This window comes from Lacrimispora sp. YZC11 (assembly GCF_057543815.1).
Map to the genome: position 1 here is coordinate 286,729 of NZ_BAAJYQ010000016.1, position 20,328 is coordinate 307,056.

General features: G+C 45.6%; 21 protein-coding genes. All 21 read left to right on the plus strand.

Going from position 1 to position 20,328, the window contains the following annotated elements; genetic code table 11:
• Window positions 1-108 precede the first annotated feature (108 nt).
• The 21 genes from mutL (at window position 109) to AC27IJ_RS16750 (ending at window position 20,326) form a co-directional block, all read left to right on the plus strand.
• Complete coding sequence (gene mutL / locus AC27IJ_RS16650; RefSeq protein ID WP_487149810.1) at window positions 109-2,028, plus strand: DNA mismatch repair endonuclease MutL; 1,920 nt, start codon at window positions 109-111, stop codon at window positions 2,026-2,028.
• Window positions 2,025-2,981, plus strand: coding sequence for a tRNA (adenosine(37)-N6)-dimethylallyltransferase MiaA (gene miaA / locus AC27IJ_RS16655; RefSeq protein WP_487149812.1), 957 nt, complete (start codon window positions 2,025-2,027; stop codon window positions 2,979-2,981). Before mutL ends, miaA begins: the two co-directional genes overlap by 4 nt.
• On the plus strand, window positions 2,981-4,261 hold the full coding sequence (locus tag AC27IJ_RS16660) for a methionine gamma-lyase family protein (RefSeq protein WP_312443496.1): 1,281 nt from the start codon (window positions 2,981-2,983) through the stop codon (window positions 4,259-4,261). The genes miaA and AC27IJ_RS16660 overlap by 1 nt, the downstream gene beginning before the upstream one ends.
• Window positions 4,262-4,385: 124 nt before the next feature.
• Entirely contained in the window at window positions 4,386-4,637 is a 252-nt protein-coding gene (locus AC27IJ_RS16665; protein ID WP_312443495.1) for a DUF4321 domain-containing protein, read from the plus strand.
• Window positions 4,638-4,740: 103 nt separating this feature from the next.
• Window positions 4,741-5,436 (plus strand): RadC family protein, encoded by a 696-nt coding sequence (radC, locus tag AC27IJ_RS16670; RefSeq protein ID WP_312443494.1) that lies wholly within the window; start codon window positions 4,741-4,743, stop codon window positions 5,434-5,436.
• Window positions 5,437-6,357: a rod shape-determining protein MreC gene (gene mreC, locus AC27IJ_RS16675; RefSeq protein WP_312443493.1), complete on the plus strand. Its 921-nt coding sequence runs from the start codon at window positions 5,437-5,439 to the stop codon at window positions 6,355-6,357.
• Window positions 6,358-6,366: 9 nt separating this feature from the next.
• Complete coding sequence (gene mreD / locus AC27IJ_RS16680; protein ID WP_312443492.1) at window positions 6,367-6,885, plus strand: rod shape-determining protein MreD; 519 nt, start codon at window positions 6,367-6,369, stop codon at window positions 6,883-6,885.
• Window positions 6,878-9,742, plus strand: a complete 2,865-nt coding sequence (locus AC27IJ_RS16685; protein WP_487149816.1) for a penicillin-binding transpeptidase domain-containing protein — start codon at window positions 6,878-6,880, stop codon at window positions 9,740-9,742. The genes mreD and AC27IJ_RS16685 overlap by 8 nt, the downstream gene beginning before the upstream one ends.
• A 20-nt stretch (window positions 9,743-9,762) precedes the next feature.
• Window positions 9,763-10,428 carry a septum site-determining protein MinC gene (locus AC27IJ_RS16690; protein ID WP_312443645.1) on the plus strand — a complete coding sequence of 222 codons (666 nt, stop codon included), beginning with the start codon at window positions 9,763-9,765 and terminating at the stop codon, window positions 10,426-10,428.
• A 119-nt stretch (window positions 10,429-10,547) separates the two neighbouring features.
• The gene (gene minD, locus AC27IJ_RS16695) at window positions 10,548-11,339 is read left to right on the plus strand and encodes a septum site-determining protein MinD (protein WP_312443491.1); all 792 of its coding nucleotides are present in this window, start codon (window positions 10,548-10,550) and stop codon (window positions 11,337-11,339) included.
• An 11-nt stretch (window positions 11,340-11,350) separates the two neighbouring features.
• On the plus strand, window positions 11,351-11,629 hold the full coding sequence (gene minE, locus AC27IJ_RS16700; RefSeq protein ID WP_312443490.1) for a cell division topological specificity factor MinE: 279 nt from the start codon (window positions 11,351-11,353) through the stop codon (window positions 11,627-11,629).
• A 2-nt stretch (window positions 11,630-11,631) separates the two neighbouring features.
• Window positions 11,632-12,756, plus strand: coding sequence for an FtsW/RodA/SpoVE family cell cycle protein (locus tag AC27IJ_RS16705; RefSeq protein WP_312443489.1), 1,125 nt, complete (start codon window positions 11,632-11,634; stop codon window positions 12,754-12,756).
• A gap of 31 nt (window positions 12,757-12,787) precedes the next feature.
• On the plus strand, window positions 12,788-13,183 hold the full coding sequence (gene mgsA / locus AC27IJ_RS16710) for a methylglyoxal synthase (protein ID WP_025233147.1): 396 nt from the start codon (window positions 12,788-12,790) through the stop codon (window positions 13,181-13,183).
• Between the two features lie 14 nt (window positions 13,184-13,197).
• Window positions 13,198-14,166: a D-alanyl-D-alanine carboxypeptidase family protein gene (locus AC27IJ_RS16715; RefSeq protein WP_312443488.1), complete on the plus strand. Its 969-nt coding sequence runs from the start codon at window positions 13,198-13,200 to the stop codon at window positions 14,164-14,166.
• A gap of 89 nt (window positions 14,167-14,255) precedes the next feature.
• Window positions 14,256-14,675, plus strand: a complete 420-nt coding sequence (locus AC27IJ_RS16720) for a hypothetical protein (protein ID WP_025233145.1) — start codon at window positions 14,256-14,258, stop codon at window positions 14,673-14,675.
• Window positions 14,676-14,826: 151 nt separating this feature from the next.
• The gene (locus AC27IJ_RS16725; protein ID WP_312443487.1) at window positions 14,827-16,266 is read left to right on the plus strand and encodes a biotin/lipoyl attachment domain-containing protein; all 1,440 of its coding nucleotides are present in this window, start codon (window positions 14,827-14,829) and stop codon (window positions 16,264-16,266) included.
• A 12-nt stretch (window positions 16,267-16,278) separates the two neighbouring features.
• Window positions 16,279-16,974, plus strand: a complete 696-nt coding sequence (locus AC27IJ_RS16730; RefSeq protein ID WP_312443486.1) for a YggS family pyridoxal phosphate-dependent enzyme — start codon at window positions 16,279-16,281, stop codon at window positions 16,972-16,974.
• 131 nt (window positions 16,975-17,105) lie between these two features.
• On the plus strand, window positions 17,106-17,624 hold the full coding sequence (locus AC27IJ_RS16735; protein WP_312443485.1) for a cell division protein SepF: 519 nt from the start codon (window positions 17,106-17,108) through the stop codon (window positions 17,622-17,624).
• A 173-nt stretch (window positions 17,625-17,797) separates the two neighbouring features.
• Window positions 17,798-18,886: a 3-dehydroquinate synthase gene (aroB, locus tag AC27IJ_RS16740; RefSeq protein WP_312443484.1), complete on the plus strand. Its 1,089-nt coding sequence runs from the start codon at window positions 17,798-17,800 to the stop codon at window positions 18,884-18,886.
• Between the two features lie 10 nt (window positions 18,887-18,896).
• Window positions 18,897-19,415: a signal peptidase II gene (lspA, locus tag AC27IJ_RS16745; protein WP_313258091.1), complete on the plus strand. Its 519-nt coding sequence runs from the start codon at window positions 18,897-18,899 to the stop codon at window positions 19,413-19,415.
• Window positions 19,412-20,326 carry an RluA family pseudouridine synthase gene (locus AC27IJ_RS16750; protein WP_487149822.1) on the plus strand — a complete coding sequence of 305 codons (915 nt, stop codon included), beginning with the start codon at window positions 19,412-19,414 and terminating at the stop codon, window positions 20,324-20,326. The genes lspA and AC27IJ_RS16750 overlap by 4 nt, the downstream gene beginning before the upstream one ends.
• The last annotated feature ends 2 nt before the right edge of the window (window positions 20,327-20,328 follow it).

Sequence of the window (20,328 nt, forward strand, 5' to 3'; positions counted from 1 at the left end):
CTGCAAACTCATTACCCAAATCTGCACACTCCGCTTTTCGGAAGATTTGTGCTGCAAATCCTGGGACAAGCAGTTTTCTGAAACGCCCTAGAAAAAGGAGCAAGTGCCATGCCGAATATAACCGTACTGGATCAGAACACTATTAATAAAATAGCGGCAGGAGAGGTCATAGAACGTCCTGCCTCCGTTGTAAAGGAGCTTTTGGAAAACGCCATTGACGCTAAATCCACCGCAATTACCGTGGAGATAAAAGAAGGGGGAACCACCTTTATCCGGGTGACCGACAATGGCTGCGGAATCCCAAGAGAGGAAGTATCTCTTGCTTTTCTGAGCCATTCCACAAGCAAGATCAAATCCGTCGAGGATCTGTTTACCATTTCCTCTCTTGGATTTAGGGGAGAGGCTCTTGCAAGCATTGCTGCCGTCTCCCAGGTGGAACTTATTACCAAGACCAGCGTAGGGCTTACCGGAACCAGATATCAGATCGACGGTGGCGAGGAACGGTCCGTAGAAGAGATCGGAGCACCTGAAGGGACCACCTTTATTGCCAGGAACCTGTTTTACAACACTCCGGCCAGAAAGAAGTTTCTAAAGACACCTGCGACAGAAGGGGCTCATGTGGCGGAACTGGTGGAAAAACTGGCACTTTCCCATCCGGAAGTATCCATCCGATTTATTCAGAACAACCAGAATAAACTTCACACTTCCGGAAATCATAATTTGAAGGATATTGTATACACAGTGTTTGGACGGGAGATTGCATCGAACCTTTTGGAGGTTACGGTGAAAAAAGATCAGATCTCCATTCATGGCTACATCGGGAAACCGGTGATCGCCAGAGGCAACCGTAATTACGAAAACTATTTCATCAATGGCAGGTACATAAAAAGCAGCATTATTTCCAGGGCAATTGAAGAAGCCTACCGGCCATTTATGATGCAGCATAAATATCCCTTTACCATGCTTCATTTTTCCATTGAACCGGAAATGCTCGATATAAATGTCCATCCTACCAAGATGGAGCTTCGGTTCCGGGATGGGGAAATGGTCTATCACATGGTATATCAGGCAGTATCAGGTGCTTTGGCACACAAAGAGCTGATTCCTGAGGTGGAGTTAGAGAAGAAAAGGGAGGAAAAGCAGGGGTTTGCCGGAAAAAAATTCGAACCCAGCCCGGAGCCTTTTGAAAAGCGCCGGCTTATGGCTATGGAACAACAGGCTGTCACGGAAGAAAAGAAGGAAACTGCCGATTCTTTTCCTAAAAGATTAACTCCGCCCCAGCCTTCCTTTGTAAAGGAAAGGAATGAGCTGTCGGAGAACTGGTTAAAACCACAGACACCGGCCATTAACAGACTGGCGGAGGTTCCAGCCCAGGATGTGATTCCTAAAAGTGAAAAGGTGCCGGAACAACTGGATCTGTTTGACGGAAAGCTTCTGGAACCAAAGGCCCGGACCAGGCACAAGCTCATCGGTCGGCTGTTTGATACCTACTGGCTGGTGGAGTTTAACGAACAACTTTTTATTATTGACCAGCATGCCGCCCATGAAAAGGTTTTATATGAAAAAACCATGGGAACACTTAAAGAAATGGAATGCATTTCCCAGCTGGTAAGCCCCCCTATCATCCTTACTTTAAACCAAAATGAAGAAGTTTTATTAAAACGCCATTTAAAATATTTTACGGATATGGGCTTCGAAATCGAGCCCTTTGGCGGCAGGGAATATGCAGTCAGAGGGGTTCCTGCCAACCTGTTTTCCATAGCAAAAAAAGAACTTTTAATCGAGATGATAGATGGATTGTCCGAGGATGGCTCATCCCATAACCCGGATATCATTTATGCGCGGGTTGCATCCTTGTCCTGCAAGGCAGCAGTAAAGGGAGGACACAGCTTATCTGCTGCGGAAGCCAACGGGCTTATCGACCAGCTTTTGAGCCTGGAAAATCCCTATGCCTGCCCTCACGGCAGGCCAACGATTATTTCCATGAGCAAATATGAGTTAGAGAAGAAATTTAAGAGGATCGTATGATGAGACCGCTGATTATTATAACGGGGCCGACGGCAGTGGGAAAGACCGCTCTGTCGGTCCGTCTTGCAAAGGCAATCGGAGGAGAAATTATAAGTGCTGATTCCATGCAGGTGTACCGCCATATGGATATCGGGTCTGCAAAGATTACAAGAGAAGAAATGGAAGGTGTTCCTCATTACCTGATCGATGTTCTTGATCCGGAAGAGGAATTTAATGTGACAGTTTTTCAAGAGATGGCCAAGGAAGCCGTGGAAGAGATTTATTCTCATGGCCATATTCCCATTGTGGCCGGAGGAACCGGTTTTTACATCCAGGCCCTTCTGAATGATATTGATTTTACGGAAAACGGAGAAGATACCTCCATACGCATGGAACTGGAAAAACTGGGACAGGAGAGAGGCGCAGAGTTTCTTCATAGCCTTCTCCGGGACATTGACCCGGATTCCGCCGCCCGGATCCATGAGAATAACATGAAACGGGTGATCCGGGCAATTGAGTATTACCGGCAGACCGGAGAGCGGATTTCTGAGCACAACATACGGGAAAGGCAGAAAAAGTCTCCTTATGATTTCCTCTATTATGTAGTAAATACGGACCGGGCCTGTCTCTATGACCGGATTGACCGGCGCGTGGATTTCATGTTTGAGCAGGGACTTGTAGAAGAGGTAATGCATTTAAAGGACATGGGCTTAACCAGGGACATGGTTTCCATGCAGGGCCTTGGATATAAGGAAATCCTGGATTATTTGCAGGGAATATATACACTGGAAGAAGCCCTCTATGTTCTGAAGCGCGACACCAGGCATTTTGCAAAGCGCCAGATCACCTGGTTTAAACGGGAACGGGATGTAAGATGGCTGAATCTTCCTGATTTTAACAATGACTTGGAAAAAGTGCTTTTAAAAATATTACAGGACACATATGAGATGTACGGATTGGAGAAAAATAAATAATGGAAATAAATGAAATGTATGAAAACCTGGGAATCAGCCGTCAGGTTATGGATTTCGGGAAAGAAATCGAAGAAACTTTAAAGGAACGTTTTAAAGAGATCGATGAAACGGCCGAATATAATCAGATGAAGGTCATTAAAGCCATGCAGGAGAACCGGGTCAGTGACATCCATTTTGCGGCAACCACAGGCTATGGCTACAATGACTTGGGCCGTGACACTTTGGAGGCAGTTTATGCCAGCGTATTCCATACGGAAAGCGCTCTCGTAAGGCCGAACCTGATCAGCGGGACCCATGCCCTGACCGTTGCCCTTTCCGGAAATCTCCGCCCTGGCGATGAGCTGCTCTCACCAGTTGGAAAGCCTTATGATACACTGGAAGAAGTGATCGGCATCAGGGACAGTGTGGGTTCCTTAAAAGAATATGGAGTGGTATACCGGCAGGTGGACCTTCTGGCCGATGGAACCTTTGACTACGAATCCATTAAAAAAGCAGTGAACGAAAAAACAAAGCTGGTCACCATCCAGCGTTCCAAAGGCTACGATACCCGTCCTACCTTTTCGGTTTCCCAGATCGGAGAACTGATTTCCTTCGTGAAAAAGCTGAAGCCGGATGTGATCTGCATGGTTGACAACTGTTACGGGGAATTCGTTGAACGGATTGAACCGTCCGATGTAGGAGCCGATATGGTGGTTGGCTCTCTCATAAAGAATCCGGGGGGTGGCATTGCCCCCATCGGCGGCTACATTGCAGGAAGAGCAGACTGCATTGACCGGGCTTCCTACCGTCTGACAGCACCTGGCCTTGGAAAGGAAGTTGGAGCCACTCTGGGCCTTAACCAGTCCTTTTTTCAGGGACTATTCTTATCGCCTACCGTAGTGGCAGGAGCCTTAAAGGGCGCTGTTTTTGCTGCCAATGTCTATGAAAAGCTGGGCTTTTCCGTGGTGCCCGACGGTACCCAGTCCCGCCATGATATTATCCAGGCTGTTACCTTTGGAAAGCCGGAAGGTGTCATTGCCTTCTGCCAGGGAATACAAGCGGCAGCCCCTGTTGACAGTTTTGTCACACCGGAACCATGGGATATGCCGGGTTATGACGCCCCTGTCATCATGGCGGCAGGTGCCTTTGTACAAGGCTCATCCATTGAGCTGAGCGCCGACGGACCTATCAAACCGCCTTATGCGGTTTATTTTCAGGGAGGTCTTACCTGGTACCATGCAAAGCTGGGAATTTTAATGTCAGTGCAAAAGCTTTTGGAAATAGGTTTGATCCGGGTGTAAGAATATTCACTTAACCTTGGAGGCGAATTATAAAAAAACGGTATACACAACTGCAAAACTATGTTAGAATGATTTGATAGGTATGGACAATCCTGTCATAAAACCAAAAGGGGTAGCATAGCAGATGAAATACAAAAACTGCTGGGTACTGCTTCTTCTTATGCTGGCTGGCGTAGTTCTCGGAGGCTTTGTCGGAGATCTGACCCGGGGAATTTCCTGGCTGTCCTGGCTGAACGCGGGACAATCCTTTGGATTTGACACCCCATTGATCGTCAATCTCGGAATTCTGGTAATTACCTTTGGCATTAATATTAAAATCACCATGGCTGGCATTATAGGAGTGGCGGCAGCCCTCATTACGTATCGGTTTATTTGAACGCCTGCGTTCATGTGCAAGTAACAAAGCGGATTGCGAATAACCGCTTTACCCTACATATGTCCTTTCTTAAAGTGCCTGGAGAGTAACGGTCAGGAGGCATATGAAACGAATAACGATGAAAGACATTCCTGCGGATGAACGGCCCTATGAAAAGTGTTTAAAGGAGGGGCCGGAAGGCTTAAGTGATGCGGAGCTTTTATCTATTATTATCCGCACAGGTTCCAGGGAGAGCAACTCCCTGGTGCTGGCACAGAAGATACTGGCCTTAAATTATCCCAAAGAGGGTATTTTAGGGCTTTTGCATCTTTCAATGCCGGAGCTGATGTCAGTTAAGGGAATCGGAGCTGTCAAAGGTGCCCAGCTTTTATGCGTGGGAGAGCTTTCCAGACGCATCTGGAAGAGAGCCGCCCGCTCCGATGGCGAGTCATTTAGCAATCCCCTTGATATTGTAAATTACTTTGTGGAGGACATGCGCCATAAAGAACAGGAGATGGTTTATATCGTGCTCCTGAATACAAAAGGAGCCCTGATAAGGGACATTATGATCTCTCAGGGAACGGTGAATTCTTCCGCGGTTTCTCCCAGGGAGATTTTCATTGAGGCTATGAAATATCATGCAGTAAGCCTGGTACTGGTCCATAACCATCCAAGCGGAGATCCATCCCCCAGCAGGGAAGACTTAAGCTTCACCCGCAGGGTAAAGGAAGCAGGAGATTTGGTTGGCATCCGGCTGTTGGATCACATTATCATAGGAGATAATTCCTATATCAGTTTGAAGGAACGGGGAATCTTATAGATGGAATCAAAGCGCAGCAAATATGTTCTTATTGCTTTAACAGTATTTTGTGTCCTGCTGATCGGGCTGACCTCCATTCGTGACGAATGGCTGACGCCCCTTAGGACCGGAGTGGGTTATTTACTTATCCCGGTGCAATCGGGTGTTAATGCAGTTGGCTCGGCCATTTATGATGAAATTATCGATTATACAAAGCTTCATGACGCACTGAATGAAAACAAAGAGATGAAGGATATTATCACACAGCTGACGGAGGAAAACACCAGGCTTCAGTCAGAAGAATTTGAATTAAAACGGCTTCGCCAGCTTTACAGCCTGGATCAGGAGTACGGGCAATATACAAAGGTAGGGGCCAGGGTCATTGCCAATGACTCAAGCAACTGGTTCCAGATATTCCGTATCGACAAAGGCTCAAAGGATGGCATTGCCCCGGATATGAATGTTGTGGCCGGGGGCGGCTTAGTGGGCATTGTCACGGATGTGGGGGCGAATTATGCGACCGTCCGTTCCATTATTGATGATTCCAGCCGTGTGAGCGGCATGGCCATGCAGTCCGGAAACAGCTGCATCGTTGCCGGTGACTTAACCCTGTTTAAGGAAGGAAGGCTCCGGATCACCAATGCGTTAAAGGAAAGCGATGTGAAAGACGGAGATAAGATCGTAACCTCCAACATCAGTTCCGTATTCCTGCCCGGCATCCTGGTTGGGTATGCTTCCGGCATTACCAATGATACCAACAACGTCACCAAATCAGGTTATTTAATTCCGGCTGCAAAGTTTGACAGCCTGCAGGAGGTTCTGGTTATCACGAAACTAAAATCTGACATGATGAAGGAAGAAGCTGCAGCCTCCCAGGAGGAAACAGCTATCCAGGAGACGGCTTCCTCAGAAGCAGAAACAACAGAGACCAATTCTCAATAAAGGAGTAACATGAGACGGATACTTTTTAATGTGCTGATGATAATTTTGGCATTTACCATTCAAAACTGCCTGTTTCCGTTGCTGCCGTTTTTATCGGCCGCTCCCAATCTGCTCTTAATCCTCACCTTTTCCTTTGGCTTCATGCATGGGAAAGAGTCCGGGATGTATTACGGGCTTTTGGCAGGGCTTCTCATGGATTTATTTTACAGCGGGCCTTTTGGCTTTTACACCCTGATTTTTATCTATGTAGGCTATATCAACGGAATTTGTACGAAATACTATTATGAAGATTACATTACGCTGCCTCTTATCCTAAGCGTACTGAACGAGTTGGCTTACAACTTATATATTTATGTTTTCCGGTTCCTGATCCGCCAGAAAGTCAGGGTTGGGTATTATTTTATTAATCTGATGCTTCCGGAAATCATTTTTACCGTTGTAACGACCCTGCTTCTTTATCGGGTATTCCTGATTTTGAACAGGCACTTGGAAGAGATAGGAAAAAGAGGTGATTCGGCAATTGTTTAGTGATTTGTTAGATATAATAAAGGAGTTTTTTAAAAAAGCGGTAACTTCACGGCTTTTTATACTTGGAATCATCTGCTTTTTTATGTATGCAGGTTTAATAAATAAACTTTTTGCCATGCAGATCGTCAATGGGGAAGAGGCTCTAAACGAATACTTACAGCTTACGGAACAGACCATTACAACCGCCGGAACAAGGGGCAATATCTATGACAGGAACGGCAAAGTCCTGGCTTATAACAAGCTCGCCTATTCCGTTACCGTACAGGATACCGGAGTTTATAAGAATGTTGCCGCCAGAAACAGTATGTACTTAAGACTGGTGCAGATCCTTGAAAAACATGAGGAATCCATACAGGGGAAATTTGAAGTCGCCATTGATCCCAACGGCGACATGGTTTATACTTCCTCCTCCGAAGCCTCCAGAAAACGCTTTCTGAGGGATTATTACGGCTTAAAAAAGGTGGAAGACTTAGATGATGAAAAAGGCGTTTATCCCTCCAATTTAAGCGCAAGAGAGCTGTTTGAAAAGGCCTGCAAGGACAATGGCTTGACGGACATGAAAGACCCGGATGGAAAGGTCGTTCCCCTGACAGACCAGGAGGCACTGGATATCATCAACATCAAATACGCCCTTCGCCTCATGTCCTACCGCAAATATGAATCCACGACGGTTGCCAGCCAGGTAAGCGATGAGACCGTGGCGGATATCCTGGAACATATCGGGGATATGCAGGGAGTAAGTGTGGAGGAAACCACGATCCGTGCCTATAACGACAGCATCTCCTTTGCTCCGGTCGTCGGTTATACCGGAAAGGTCCCGGAGGACCAGCTGGAAGGCCTTCAGAAGAAAAAAGACGATTACGACATCAATGACATTGTAGGACGGGCTGGAATTGAATATACCATGGAGCACGAGCTGCAGGGGACAAAAGGAAAAAAAACGATTTACAAGGACAGCGTAGGTCGGATACGTGAAACAAAGGATGAAACCGATGCCTCTGCAGGGAACGATGTGTATCTGACCCTGGATGCAGACCTTCAGAAAGGTATCTACCACTTAATCGAGCAGTCTTTAGCCGGAGTACTTATTAAGACCATCGTAAATGGTGATTACAGTTCAAACAGCACAACCGATGGCTCCAATATGAAGATACCTGTTAAGGATGCCTATTACCAGCTGATCAACAACAATGTCCTTTCCTTAAAGGAAATGGAAGGGGAAGACGCTTCTGAAACCGAAAAAAACATATACCAGAAATATATGTCTTCCCAACAGCAGATTTTCAACAATTTAAACAATGAACTGATGAGCACTCATGCCACGTCCATGAAGGACCTTTCGGAAGACATGAAGGCCTATATGTTTTATATTTATACCTACCTTTCAGGTCCTACGGTGGGGATTATCAAGGAAGACGCCATTGATACCTCCAGCGGGGAATATCAGGCATGGAAAGCGGATGAGATCAGTTTAAGGAACTATCTGTATTATGGAATAGCCAATGGCTGGGTAGATACTACCAAGCTGGAAACCGGTTCCAAATATTCAAACGCGGATGACACTTTTGAAGCACTTGTGGCTTATGTACTGGACAAGCTGAAAGATGACCGGAACTTTACCAAAAAAATATACAGGTATCTGATCAATGACGATATCATTACAGGGCAGGAGCTATGCCTTGCCTTATACGATCAGGGGGTTTTAACAGACAACGGCCAGGATGCCGCAGAACTGAGAGCCACAGGGGATGCTTATGCCTTTCTGATCAAAAAGCTGTCCACCATGGAGCTCACTCCCGCCCAGCTGGCTTTATCACCCTGTAATGCGGGTGTTGTGGTTACGAATGACAAAACAGGAGAAGTGCTTGCTCTGGTATCCTATCCGGGATATGACAACAACCGGATCGGCGACGGCACCTATTTCAGCCAGCTGCAGGCAGACTTGTCCCTTCCGTTATACAATAATGCAACCCAGACGAGAAAAGCGCCTGGTTCTACCTTTAAACCCATTACCGCGGTAGCTGCTCTGGAAGAGCGTGTCGTTGCAACGGATGAGACCATTACCTGTACCGGTATTTATACAGATGTAGAACCGCCCATTAAGTGTTGGATTTATCCAGGCCAGCATGGTCCTTTAAATATTGTGGGTGGAATCGGGAATTCCTGTAACTACTTCTTTGCTGATCTGGGACACCGTTTATCAATGGATGCCAACGGTGTATATTCTCCTGACCTGGGACTGGACGCCTTACGGAAATATGCAACCATGTTCGGGCTGGATCACAAATCCGGGGTAGAGATCGCAGAGCTTGATCCCCAGATTTCAAAAGAAGCGCCGGAGCGTTCTGCCATGGGACAGGGAAGCCATGCTTACACCAATGTCCAGCTTTCCAGATATGTAGCTGCCATCGCAAACCGGGGAACCGTGTTTGAACTCAGCTTATTGGACAAGACTACAGATTCTGAAGGCAATCTGATACAAGATTATACCCCTAAGATTTCTTCTCATATTGACGCGGCGGCTTCAACGTGGGATACTGTACAACAGGGAATGAGAGAAGTGATTGCAAACGGTTCAAGTAAAAGGCTGTTTTCAGACCTCGAAGTGGAAATTGCCGGTAAAACCGGTACTGCCCAGGAGGCCCGCAACAAGCCCAATCACGCATTCTTTATTTCTTATGCGCCATATGACAATCCGGAAATCTGTGTTACCGTGAATATTCCGTATGGCTATTCATCATCCAACGCCGCCAATATTGCGAAGAACGTCTATAAGTATTATTACGGCTATACGGACTTAGAATCCATTGTAAATGCCGGCGCCCTGGATGCAGCGAAGGTCAACATTCGCGATTAACTAGGATAAGAGGTGATATGATGCATAATACCGTAGTAATTAAAAGCAACAGAGCAGGTATGACTGTCATCCTGGACCCAGACATCCCCTTCCCTCAGCTTCTTTCTGATATCGGGAAAAAATTCGGGGATCATGCCAAATTCTGGGGATCTGCACAAATGACCCTGACCCTGGAGGGTCGGGAACTGACTTCCGAGGAGGAGTTCGCAATTATCAACCAGATCACGGAAAACTCCAATGTGGAGATCATCTGCCTGGTTGATACGGATATAAACCGTATGGAGCGCTGCGAAAAAGCACTGAACGAGAAACTCATGGAGCTGTCCTGCCAGACCGGGCAGTTCTTCAAAGGCAATCTACAAAGCGGAGAGACTTTGGAATCTGAAGCCAGCATTGTTATTATCGGTGATATAGGCAAGGGAGCAAAGGTTTTGGCAAAGGGCAACGTAATCGTTCTTGGAAAGCTTTCCGGAACGGTATGTGCAGGTGTGGCAGGCAACCGGGGAGCGCTCATTACAGCCCTGGATATGGCTCCAACCCAGCTGCGAATCGCAGATTGCACCTCAGGCCTGGACGGAAGAGGCAAGCGCCTTGGACGGGGTCCCATGAAGGCTTATATGGAAAATAACAAAGTCATAATTAAACCAATGAAAAAAAGTGTGGAAATATTCCAAAAACTAAGGTAGAATATAAAAAGGAAGTTCGATTCGCCTTTGGCTCATCGAACGGATAATTTACTAAATTCAGGGGGCACATCATTTGCCTTCGTTAAGTAAATTATACCTTAAAATCAGGAGGATATGGTATGAGCGAAATTATCGTAATCACTTCTGGAAAAGGCGGGGTAGGCAAAACAACAACCTCTGCTAATGTTGGTACCGGACTGGCTATTCTGGGCAAAAAAGTAGTCCTGATTGATACGGATATAGGACTTCGGAACCTGGATGTTGTCATGGGTCTGGAAAACCGCATAGTCTACAATTTAGTAGACGTGGTAGAGGGCAATTGCCGTATGAAGCAAGCCCTGATAAAAGACAAAAGATATCCAAACTTATTTTTACTTCCCTCGGCGCAAACCAGGGACAAGACGGCAGTCACTCCCGAACAGATGGTGAAGCTGGTTGATGATTTAAGGGAAGAGTTTGATTATATCCTGCTGGATTGTCCCGCAGGCATTGAACAAGGCTTTCAAAACGCCATTGCAGGCGCTGACAGAGCCATCGTTGTTACCACTCCGGAGGTTTCCGCTATCCGGGATGCTGACCGGATCATCGGGCTTTTAGATGCCGCCGACATGGGAACCATTGAACTCATCGTAAACCGGATCCGTGCGGATATGGTGAAAAGAGGAGATATGATGTCTCTGGACGACGTCATGGACATCCTTGCCGTTGATATTATCGGCGCTGTGCCGGATGACGAGGATATCGTCATTTCCACAAACCAGGGAGAACCTCTCGTTGGTATGGGAACCCCGGCCGGACAGGCCTATATGGATATCTGCAGGCGGATTACCGGGGAAAACGTACCGCTTCAGAATCCAGCAGTACGAGAAGGCCTGTTCTTTAGACTCTCCCATCTCCTAAAGAGAGCATAGGAGGGTGTGATATGAGACTGTTTCCTGTATTCAGCAAGAAGAATTCAGGAGAAATTGCAAGAAATCGTCTGAAACTTTTGCTGGTTGCGGACAAGGCTGATTGTTCTCCTGAGATCATGCAGATGATAAAAGACGATATGGTCCGTGTTGTTTCAAGATACATGGATATAGATTCCGACGGAATAGAGATACAGATGAAGAAGCTTAAACAGCCGGATTGCGAACGCTTTATACCGGTTCTTTATGCAAACATCCCTATTCGCGACGTACCTGATAAGGGGATATACTAATTATGTTTTCTGACTACAATTTTAAATACTATAATTACCGGTTAGTTTTGTACATGCTGTCGCTGTCCGTTATCGGGATTCTTGTGGTGGCCAGCGCCTCCAACCAGGACTCGAGTACAGTGACGAAACAGATTATCGGCGTAATGGTGGGATTTGCCCTGGCTATCGGGCTTTCCATCATAGACTATCATAAAATCATCAAGCTTTATGCTTTGGATTATGCGGCCTGCATCCTTTTGCTGGGTGCTGTTCTGGTTATGGGACATACGGCTGGAGGGGCTACCAGATGGATCAACCTTCCAGGTATCGGACGGATACAGCCGTCTGAGTTCGTAAAAATCGGATTAATCGTGTTCTTTTCCTGGTATTGGAACAAATACCAGGAAAGTCTGAACACGCCGGTTATGATAGGGCTGGCTGCTTTGCTTGCGGCCATTCCCATCGGCCTTATTTTTGCGGAACCGAATTTATCCACCAGCCTAGTGGTTTCCATCATTATCCTGTGTATGGTATTTTCCGCAGGAATAAGTTACCGCTGGATTGGGGGCGTCCTTGCCATAGCAATACCGGCAGGAGCGCTTTTCATATTTCTGCTGACCAAAGGGCTGATCCCTTTTATCCACGATTATCAGGCGCGGCGTATCCTCGCATGGATTTATCCTCATGCAGAGCAGTATGCAGAAAATCTGTACCAGCAAAAAAATTCAATTATGGCAATCAGTTCCGGACAGCTTCAAGGGAAAGGACTTTTTAATACAACCATTGCATCGGTGAAAGATGGAAACTTCTTATCAGCCGGAGAAACTGACTTTATTTTCGCCATTATCGGCGAAGAGATGGGATTTCGAGGCAGCGTTATCGTCATTGTTCTTATTGGTTTGGTTGTATTTGAATGTCTTTATTTGGCATCCAAAACCAAGGATATGTCAGGAAAACTGATTTGTACCGGCATGGCGGCCCTGATTGGCTTCCAGGCCTTTGCCAATATCGCCGTGGCAACGCAAATATTTCCCAATACAGGCCTCCCGCTCCCCTTTATCAGTTCGGGAGTCAGTTCGCTCATCAGCATCTTTATGGGTATGGGACTGGTGCTGAATGTTGGACTGCAGCGCAAAATCGGTAATTAAAAATCGGTAATTAATAAGGAGGTATATCGTCATGAATATAGGACTAGTTGCACACGATTCAAAGAAAAAACTTATGCAGAACTTCTGCATTGCCTACAGGGGTATTTTAAGCAAACACATGTTGTATGCTACCGGAACCACCGGACGCTTGATTGAAGAGGTCACGAACTTAAATGTTCATAAGTATCTGGCCGGACATCTGGGCGGAGAGCAGCAGCTGGGGTCCCAGATTGAGCATAATGAGATCGATCTGGTCATCTTTTTAAGGGATCCGCTTACACCAAAGTCCCATGAACCGGACATCGTAAATATCATGAGCACTTGTGATATGCACAACATTCCTCTTGCAACCAATCTGGCTACCGCAGAGCTTTTAATCAAGTCCCTTGAGCGCGGTGACATGGAATGGCGTGAGATGTACAAATAGCGGAGGTAGACTCCGTGAAAAAAAGTGTTTTTGTAAAAACAGGCTGCATTGCCTTATGTACCGTGTTTCTGACAGGCTGCGCCGGTCTGAAGGGCCTTGATAATCCGTATATATATTCGGAAAGGACCACCCTTTACCAGTCCAGTGCAGTGTCTGGCAGAGCAGAACCTTTTGCTCATGATCTCTGCATTGTTTCAGAAAGTACTTCCAGCCAGGACAATGCGGTCACTGCCGAAGCTGCCGCTGTTTTTGACCTGACGGATAAGAAAGTACTGTTTGCAAAGAATCCTTTTGAGCGTTTGTATCCAGCAAGCATCACAAAAACCATGACAGCTCTTATTGCCTTGAAATACGGAAATTTAACGGATGAAGTCACGGTGACCAAAGATGCTGTCATTACGGAAGCCGGAGCCAGTTTATGCGGGATAAAGCCGGGAGACAAGCTGACTATGGAACAGCTTTTATATGGTCTTATGATCCCTTCCGGTAATGATGCCGGAGCCGCCATTGCAACCCATATGGCCGGCGGAATCGACCAGTTCTCTCAGATGATGAACGATGAAGCGGTAAAGATCGGAGCTACAGGCACTCATTTCCTTAATCCCCACGGATTGAATGATGAAAATCACTATACCACAGCTTATGACCTGTATTTAATCTTTAATGAAGCTTTAAAGTATCCCGAATTTCGCAAGATCATCGGTACAACCGAGTACACCACCACCTATCAGGATGGAGCGGGAAAACCGGTAAATGCAACCTGGAAAGGTACCAACTGGTATATGACAGGAGAGCGCCAGATGCCGGAGGGACTTACCGTTCTGGGCGGAAAGACAGGTACGACAAAGGCGGCAGGAAGCTGCCTGATCATGGGAAGCTCGGATTCCTCTAAGCGGGAATATATTACCGTAGTTTTGAAAGCGCAGAATCATGCAGGCGTCTACGATAATATGACAAATATATTGAATAAAATTGTAGAATAGTCATTGCCTTTCTTATGGATTTGTACTATAATTATATTAATCCGAATAGACTTTTTATACAAATTATATAACGCAAGGAGGAGATTGCTATGGTGCAGATAATAGCAGGAAAAAAGGGTAAGGGAAAAACAAAACATCTGTTAGACAGAGCTAATTCCATTGTAAAAGAATCAACAGGTTCTATCGCCTACCTGGACAAAAGTTCCAAGCACATGTACGAATTAAGCAACAAGATCCGCCTCATTAATGTCAATGAGTATCCGATTACATCCAGCGAAGGATTTATAGGTTTTATCTGTGGTATTATATCTCAGGATCATGATTTGGAAATGATGTTCTTTGACAGCTTCTTAAAGCTGGCCTGCCTGGAAGGGGAAGACATATCTGAGACCATTGCAACTTTGGAAAAAATCGGTGAAAAGTATCACGTAACCTTTGTTCTCAGTGTTTCCATAGATGCGGAGAATATGCCTGAGAATGCCAGGGCTAATGTGGTTGTTTCATTATAATCATACATAAAGATAAGGGGGCTGCACGGCAGTCCCCTTTGTTTTGCTTGAATTTTTTGGATTTTCCTTTTATAATACTAGAAGGATCGCCCTGGGGGCATACCTCTATGCCCGGAAAACGTAAGCAGGAATAAGGAAAGGAGGCGTCAGGATGGCAAAACCAAAGGCACCGCGGCCATTAAAACGGGCTGCCCGACCAAAGAAGAATAAAAAAATCATCCGATACCGGCGGCCTCTGAATATTAATGTTGGCATGATCATCTTTGCGTTGATCTTTGTTTATATGGTGTTCAGTGTATCTGCCTATATCCGTAGAGATAAAGTACAGTTTTATGAAGTACAGGAAGGCAGTATCGTCAATAACAAGAATTACACGGGGATTATTCTCCGGCAGGAAGAAGTGAAGAATGCAGACCGTTCCGGCTATGTCAATTACTATGTAAGAGAAGGGAAACGGGCTTCTAACGGTACCCGGGTCTATTCCATTGATGAGACAGGAAATCTTACCTCATTTCTGGCGGAAAATTCAGAGGATAAGGTCACACTGACCCCGGAAAACCTTGGTGAGTTAAAAAAGCAGCTGACCGCATTCAGCCTTACTTATGACAACGACCAGTTCCATTCTGTCTATGATACCAAATACGCTTTAGAAGCCGAAGTCATGGAATACATGAATTTTAATGCATTGGACAACCTAGGAGGCCTGATGGATCAGGCAGGCATTAACTTTGAACAGGTAAAAGCGGACCGGGCAGGTATCGTCTCCTATGGGGTGGATTCCTATGAAGGTCTTCAGCCATCGGAGGTCTCGGAAACCGTATTTGACCGCAGCGCCTATACGAAGACAATCACCAAATCAGGAAAGCTTATAGAAAAGGGCGCTCCGGTTTATAAGATCATCACTTCCGATTTATGGTCTGTTGTGTTCCCAATGACGGAAGAAGATGCCAAATCTTACGGAGACAAGACAAGCCTTACCGTAGAGTTTTCCGGGCGGGATTTAAGGGCTTCCGGAAGCTTTTCCGTACTCACGGGAACAGATGGAAAACCCTTTGGAAAATTGGATTTTGATAAATACATGGTTCAATTCGCTTCCGACCGCTACGTTGATTTTGAAATCGTTTCCGACCGGGTAGATGGATTAAAGATTCCTGTAACATCCATTACAAAAAAAGATTTTTATCTGGTCCCCATGGACTACGTCACCCAGGGCGGTGACAGCCAGTCCACCGGTTTCAACAGAGAGATATATTCTCAATCCGGGACCTCAGTTGTCTTTGTTCCTACCGAGATTTACTATTCCGAAGGGAATAATTACTATATTGAAATGGGTGGGGAAGACGGCTTTAATGCCGGAGACTATATTGTAAAGCCTAACTCCACAGAACGATATCAGATTGGGACAAGTGCATCCCTTCAGGGTGTATATAACATAAACAAAGGGTACGCTGTATTTAAACAGATTGATGTGCTGGTTTCCAATGATGAATATTACACAGTGAAAAAGAATATGACTTATGGGCTGGCGGTATACGATCATATCGTTCTCAATGCAGGAACTGTCAATGAAGGGGAATTAATTTATAAATAAGAGGTGATTGGTTTGATTAGGGAAAATCTTAAAGAAGTTAATAACCGGATTTTAGCCGCCTGCAAGAAGGCGGGAAGAAATCCGGAAGAAGTAACCCTGATAGCAGTAAGCAAGACAAAACCTGCTGTCATGATATCAGAAGCATACTCTGCCGGTGTCCGGGATTTTGGAGAAAACAAAGTGCAGGAACTCTGCGAAAAGCACCTTGCACTTCCGGAAGATATCCGCTGGCACATGATTGGGCATCTGCAGCGAAATAAAGTGAAACAGGTTATTGGCAAAGCTGTGCTGATCCACAGTGTAGATTCTATCCGCCTGGCGGAGCAGATCGAAGAGGAGGCAGCCAGAAAAAATCTGATTGTGGACATCCTTTTGGAAGTAAATGTGGCAGAAGAGGAAAGCAAATTTGGATTTCATTTAGAGGAGACGGAAAGCGCTATTCGTAAAATCGCCAGCCTTCCCCATGTAAAGATAAAAGGTCTTATGACTATTGCGCCTTTTGTAGAAAATTCTGAGGAAAGTCGTCCTGTTTTTAAAAAATTAAGACAATTTTATGTTGACATGCAAAGCAAAAACATTGATAATGTTAGTATGAATATGCTCTCAATGGGTATGACCGGAGACTATGAAATTGCCATAGAAGAAGGTGCTACTCTGGTAAGAGTCGGTACCGGAATTTTCGGTACAAGATATTATATGAACACTTAAGGAATGCAGGAGAAGCGAAGCATAGCCTGCCACGCATGATCGGGCATGAATTTAGTGAGAATATTTGCCTTGGCCCTGAGAAGATCTTTTCTGCCTTAGGAACCATGGTGTAAGATTGGAGAGAATGAAGTATGAGCATTTTAGGCAAACTGATGGATAGCATGCGCTTAAATGATACAGAAGATGACGATTACTATTTAGATGATGATTACGAGGATGAAAACGATAAACCTGCGAAAAGGACCCTTTTCTCGAAAAAGAATGAAGAGGATTACTACGAGGAGGAGGAGGACTATGAACAGAAGCCTCGTTTTCTTTCCCGTTCCCCTAAAGTAGTGCCCATGAAGCAGTCGCGTATCATGGAGGTATCCATGGTAAAACCAACCTCCATTGAGGATGCAAAGGAAATTTGCGATCATATGCTGGCTGGAAAGGCTGTTGTCCTTAACATGGAAGGCATCCATACAGAAGTCGCCCAGAGAATCATCGACTTTACCTCAGGCGCCACTTATTCCATGAATGGTAATTTACAGAAAATATCAAATTACATATTCATAGCAACCCCGGAATCCGTAGAACTCTCCGGTGATTTTCAGGATCTGTTAAATAGTGGAAGTCTGGATATGGGCGGAATGAATTTGCGCCTATAACAGATTTTCCCCACAAGACATCATACATTTCTTTGAATGGTACAAGCAGACGATTTTCCACATCACACGCTTCCTTAAATCGTTGCAGCATTGCAATGCGGGAAGCGTGAAGGAAGATTGTTTGCTTTCTTCCATGATATAGGAATAAAAATAATACAGCGGAGGAAAATACCATGGGATATAGAATTCCGGTACACATGAACGATACCTTCATTTATGAGATTGTCATGGAAACTGGGTTTGACGGGCTAAAGGAAGAGCTGAAAAAGCTGAACCTGGGAGACCGTAAAGTCTGTATTGTCACAGATTCCAATGTGGCCCCTCTTTACCTTGAGGAAGTAGAAGCGATTGTTACTGCTTGCTGCAAAAAGGCAGAACACTTTATCTTTCCTGCCGGAGAAGAAAATAAAAATCTGGATACCGTCAGAAATTTATATGAAACCCTTATTTTAAAACAATTTGACCGCCATGATTATCTGCTTGCTTTAGGCGGGGGAGTTGTGGGGGATTTATGCGGTTATGGAGCAGCCACCTATTTACGGGGAATATCCTTTATCCAGGTACCTACGACCCTTCTGTCCCAGGTCGACTCAAGCATCGGCGGAAAAACCGGTGTTGATTTTGACTCCTACAAAAATATGGTAGGAGCCTTCCACATGCCAAAACTGGTATATTCTAATACAGCGGCCTTAAAAACGCTCTCAGAAGAACAGTTTTCATCAGGTATGGGAGAGGTTATCAAGCATGGGCTGATCAAAGACGCTTCCTATTACCAATGGCTCATGGATCATGCCGCTGAAATCCGGAACAAAGATTTAACGGCATTAAGTGAAATGGTACTTGTAAGCAACCAGATCAAGCGGGATGTGGTAGAAAAGGACCCAACGGAACAGGGAGAACGCGCTCTTTTAAATCTGGGCCATACCCTGGGCCATGCCATTGAGAAGCTTTCAGACTTCCGGCTGGTACACGGTCACTGTGTTGGACTTGGCTGTATTGCTGCCATGGCAATTTCCGTAAAAAGAGAAATGATCCGGGAAGAAGAGCTTCCAAGACTGATAACGGCAATGAAACAGTTTGGCATGCCTGTTACGGTGAGCGGACTTTCTCCTGAAAATATAGTTCTCACGACCAGAAGTGATAAAAAAATGGATTCCGGCACCATCCGGTTTATCCTGTTAGAACAGATTGGCAAAGCCTGCACCTGCAAGACCGTCACTGAAACGGAAATGTCAGAAGGACTTCGCCATATCTTAGCTTAAGGAGATTTACATGAATCATAAAATAAAACTGATCATTGGAATGATCATCGGCTTCTTTCTTTCCATTGGCCTGGATCAATGGACAAAGCTTCTTGTGGTTAAGCATCTCATGAACCGGCCTGCCTTAGTCATCTGGGATGGCGTTTTTGAACTTTATTATTCCGAAAACCGGGGGGCAGCTTTTGGAATGCTTCAGGGAAAACAGACGTTTTTCCTATTGGTTGCTCTGGCAGTGCTTTCAGCAGCGGCTTTTGCCGTAAGCCGCATGCCTGCCGACAAAAAATATATGCCGCTGCACCTTATCGCCATGTTTCTTTCGGCCGGAGCGGTGGGTAACATGATTGACCGCTTTGCCAGAGGTTATGTGGTAGACTTTTTGTATTTTAAGCTGATCGATTTTCCGATCTTTAATGTTGCGGATTGCTACGTTACGGTTTCCATGTTCGTTTTCATGCTCCTGTTTCTGTTTTATTATAAAGAGGAGGACTTATCCTGTCTTTCTCTTCATAAAAAGGAGGAGCAGGCTTGAGTCAAGAGTTTGTAGTCGCTCCCGGGGAAGCCGGAGTCCGGATCGACCGGTATTTATCCGACCAGTGCCAGGATATCTCCCGATCTTACCTTCAGAAGCTTTTAAAGGAACAATCCGTGCTGGTTGAAGAAAAACCGGTAAAAAGCAATTATAAAGTAAATGCAGGGGACCGGATCTCCCTGACCCTTCCCGAACTAAGGGAACCGGAAATTCTGCCGGAGGAAATCCCTCTTGATATTGTCTATGAGGATAAGGATATCATTCTTATTAACAAGCCAAAGGGGATGGTAGTCCATCCTGCCGCAGGCCATTACAGCGGAACCCTGGTCAATGGACTGATGTCCCATTGCCGCAGTGAGTTATCTGGAATAAATGGAGTTATGCGCCCTGGAATCGTCCATCGGATTGATATGGACACCACCGGGGTTCTTGTTGTATGTAAAAATGATATGGCTCACAATTCCATTTCCGAGCAGCTGAAGGAGCATTCCATCACCAGAAGATACGCTGCAATCGTACACGGAGTTTTAAAGGAAGACGAGGGGACCATCAATGCCCCCATTGGCCGTCATCCAATAGACCGGAAAAAAATGAGCATCAATGAGAAAAATGGAAGAGAAGCGATAACCCATTACCGCGTCCTTGAGCGGTTTAAGCAGTTTACCTATATAGAATGCCAGCTTGAAACGGGGCGCACCCATCAGATCCGCGTCCATATGGCAAGCATTGGCCATCCGCTTTTAGGAGATTCCGTCTACGGCCCTGCAAAGTGCCCATTCCGCCTAAACGGGCAGACGCTTCATGCCGGCGTGCTGGGAATTATCCATCCCAGAACGGGTGAATATATGGAATTTACAGCGCCTCTTCCCGACTATTTTGAAGAATTATTGAGAAAACTGCGGACAACTTAACA

Bases quoted from the DNA above. Each gene is read 5' to 3' on its own strand.
- mreC (WP_312443493.1), top strand. From the start codon at position 5,437: ATGGAATCAAAGCGCAGCAAATATGTTCTTATTGCTTTAACAGTATTT.
- miaA (WP_487149812.1), top strand. From the start codon at position 2,025: ATGATGAGACCGCTGATTATTATAACGGGGCCGACGGCAGTGGGAAAG.
- AC27IJ_RS16660 (WP_312443496.1), top strand. From the start codon at position 2,981: ATGGAAATAAATGAAATGTATGAAAACCTGGGAATCAGCCGTCAGGTT.
- minD (WP_312443491.1), top strand. From the start codon at position 10,548: ATGAGCGAAATTATCGTAATCACTTCTGGAAAAGGCGGGGTAGGCAAA.
- AC27IJ_RS16665 (WP_312443495.1), top strand. From the start codon at position 4,386: ATGAAATACAAAAACTGCTGGGTACTGCTTCTTCTTATGCTGGCTGGC.
- aroB (WP_312443484.1), top strand. From the start codon at position 17,798: ATGGGATATAGAATTCCGGTACACATGAACGATACCTTCATTTATGAG.
- mutL (WP_487149810.1), top strand. From the start codon at position 109: ATGCCGAATATAACCGTACTGGATCAGAACACTATTAATAAAATAGCG.
- AC27IJ_RS16720 (WP_025233145.1), top strand. From the start codon at position 14,256: ATGGTGCAGATAATAGCAGGAAAAAAGGGTAAGGGAAAAACAAAACAT.
- radC (WP_312443494.1), top strand. From the start codon at position 4,741: ATGAAACGAATAACGATGAAAGACATTCCTGCGGATGAACGGCCCTAT.
- AC27IJ_RS16735 (WP_312443485.1), top strand. From the start codon at position 17,106: ATGAGCATTTTAGGCAAACTGATGGATAGCATGCGCTTAAATGATACA.
- minE (WP_312443490.1), top strand. From the start codon at position 11,351: ATGAGACTGTTTCCTGTATTCAGCAAGAAGAATTCAGGAGAAATTGCA.
- lspA (WP_313258091.1), top strand. From the start codon at position 18,897: ATGAATCATAAAATAAAACTGATCATTGGAATGATCATCGGCTTCTTT.
- AC27IJ_RS16725 (WP_312443487.1), top strand. From the start codon at position 14,827: ATGGCAAAACCAAAGGCACCGCGGCCATTAAAACGGGCTGCCCGACCA.
- mgsA (WP_025233147.1), top strand. From the start codon at position 12,788: ATGAATATAGGACTAGTTGCACACGATTCAAAGAAAAAACTTATGCAG.
- mreD (WP_312443492.1), top strand. From the start codon at position 6,367: ATGAGACGGATACTTTTTAATGTGCTGATGATAATTTTGGCATTTACC.
- AC27IJ_RS16705 (WP_312443489.1), top strand. From the start codon at position 11,632: ATGTTTTCTGACTACAATTTTAAATACTATAATTACCGGTTAGTTTTG.
- AC27IJ_RS16690 (WP_312443645.1), top strand. From the start codon at position 9,763: ATGCATAATACCGTAGTAATTAAAAGCAACAGAGCAGGTATGACTGTC.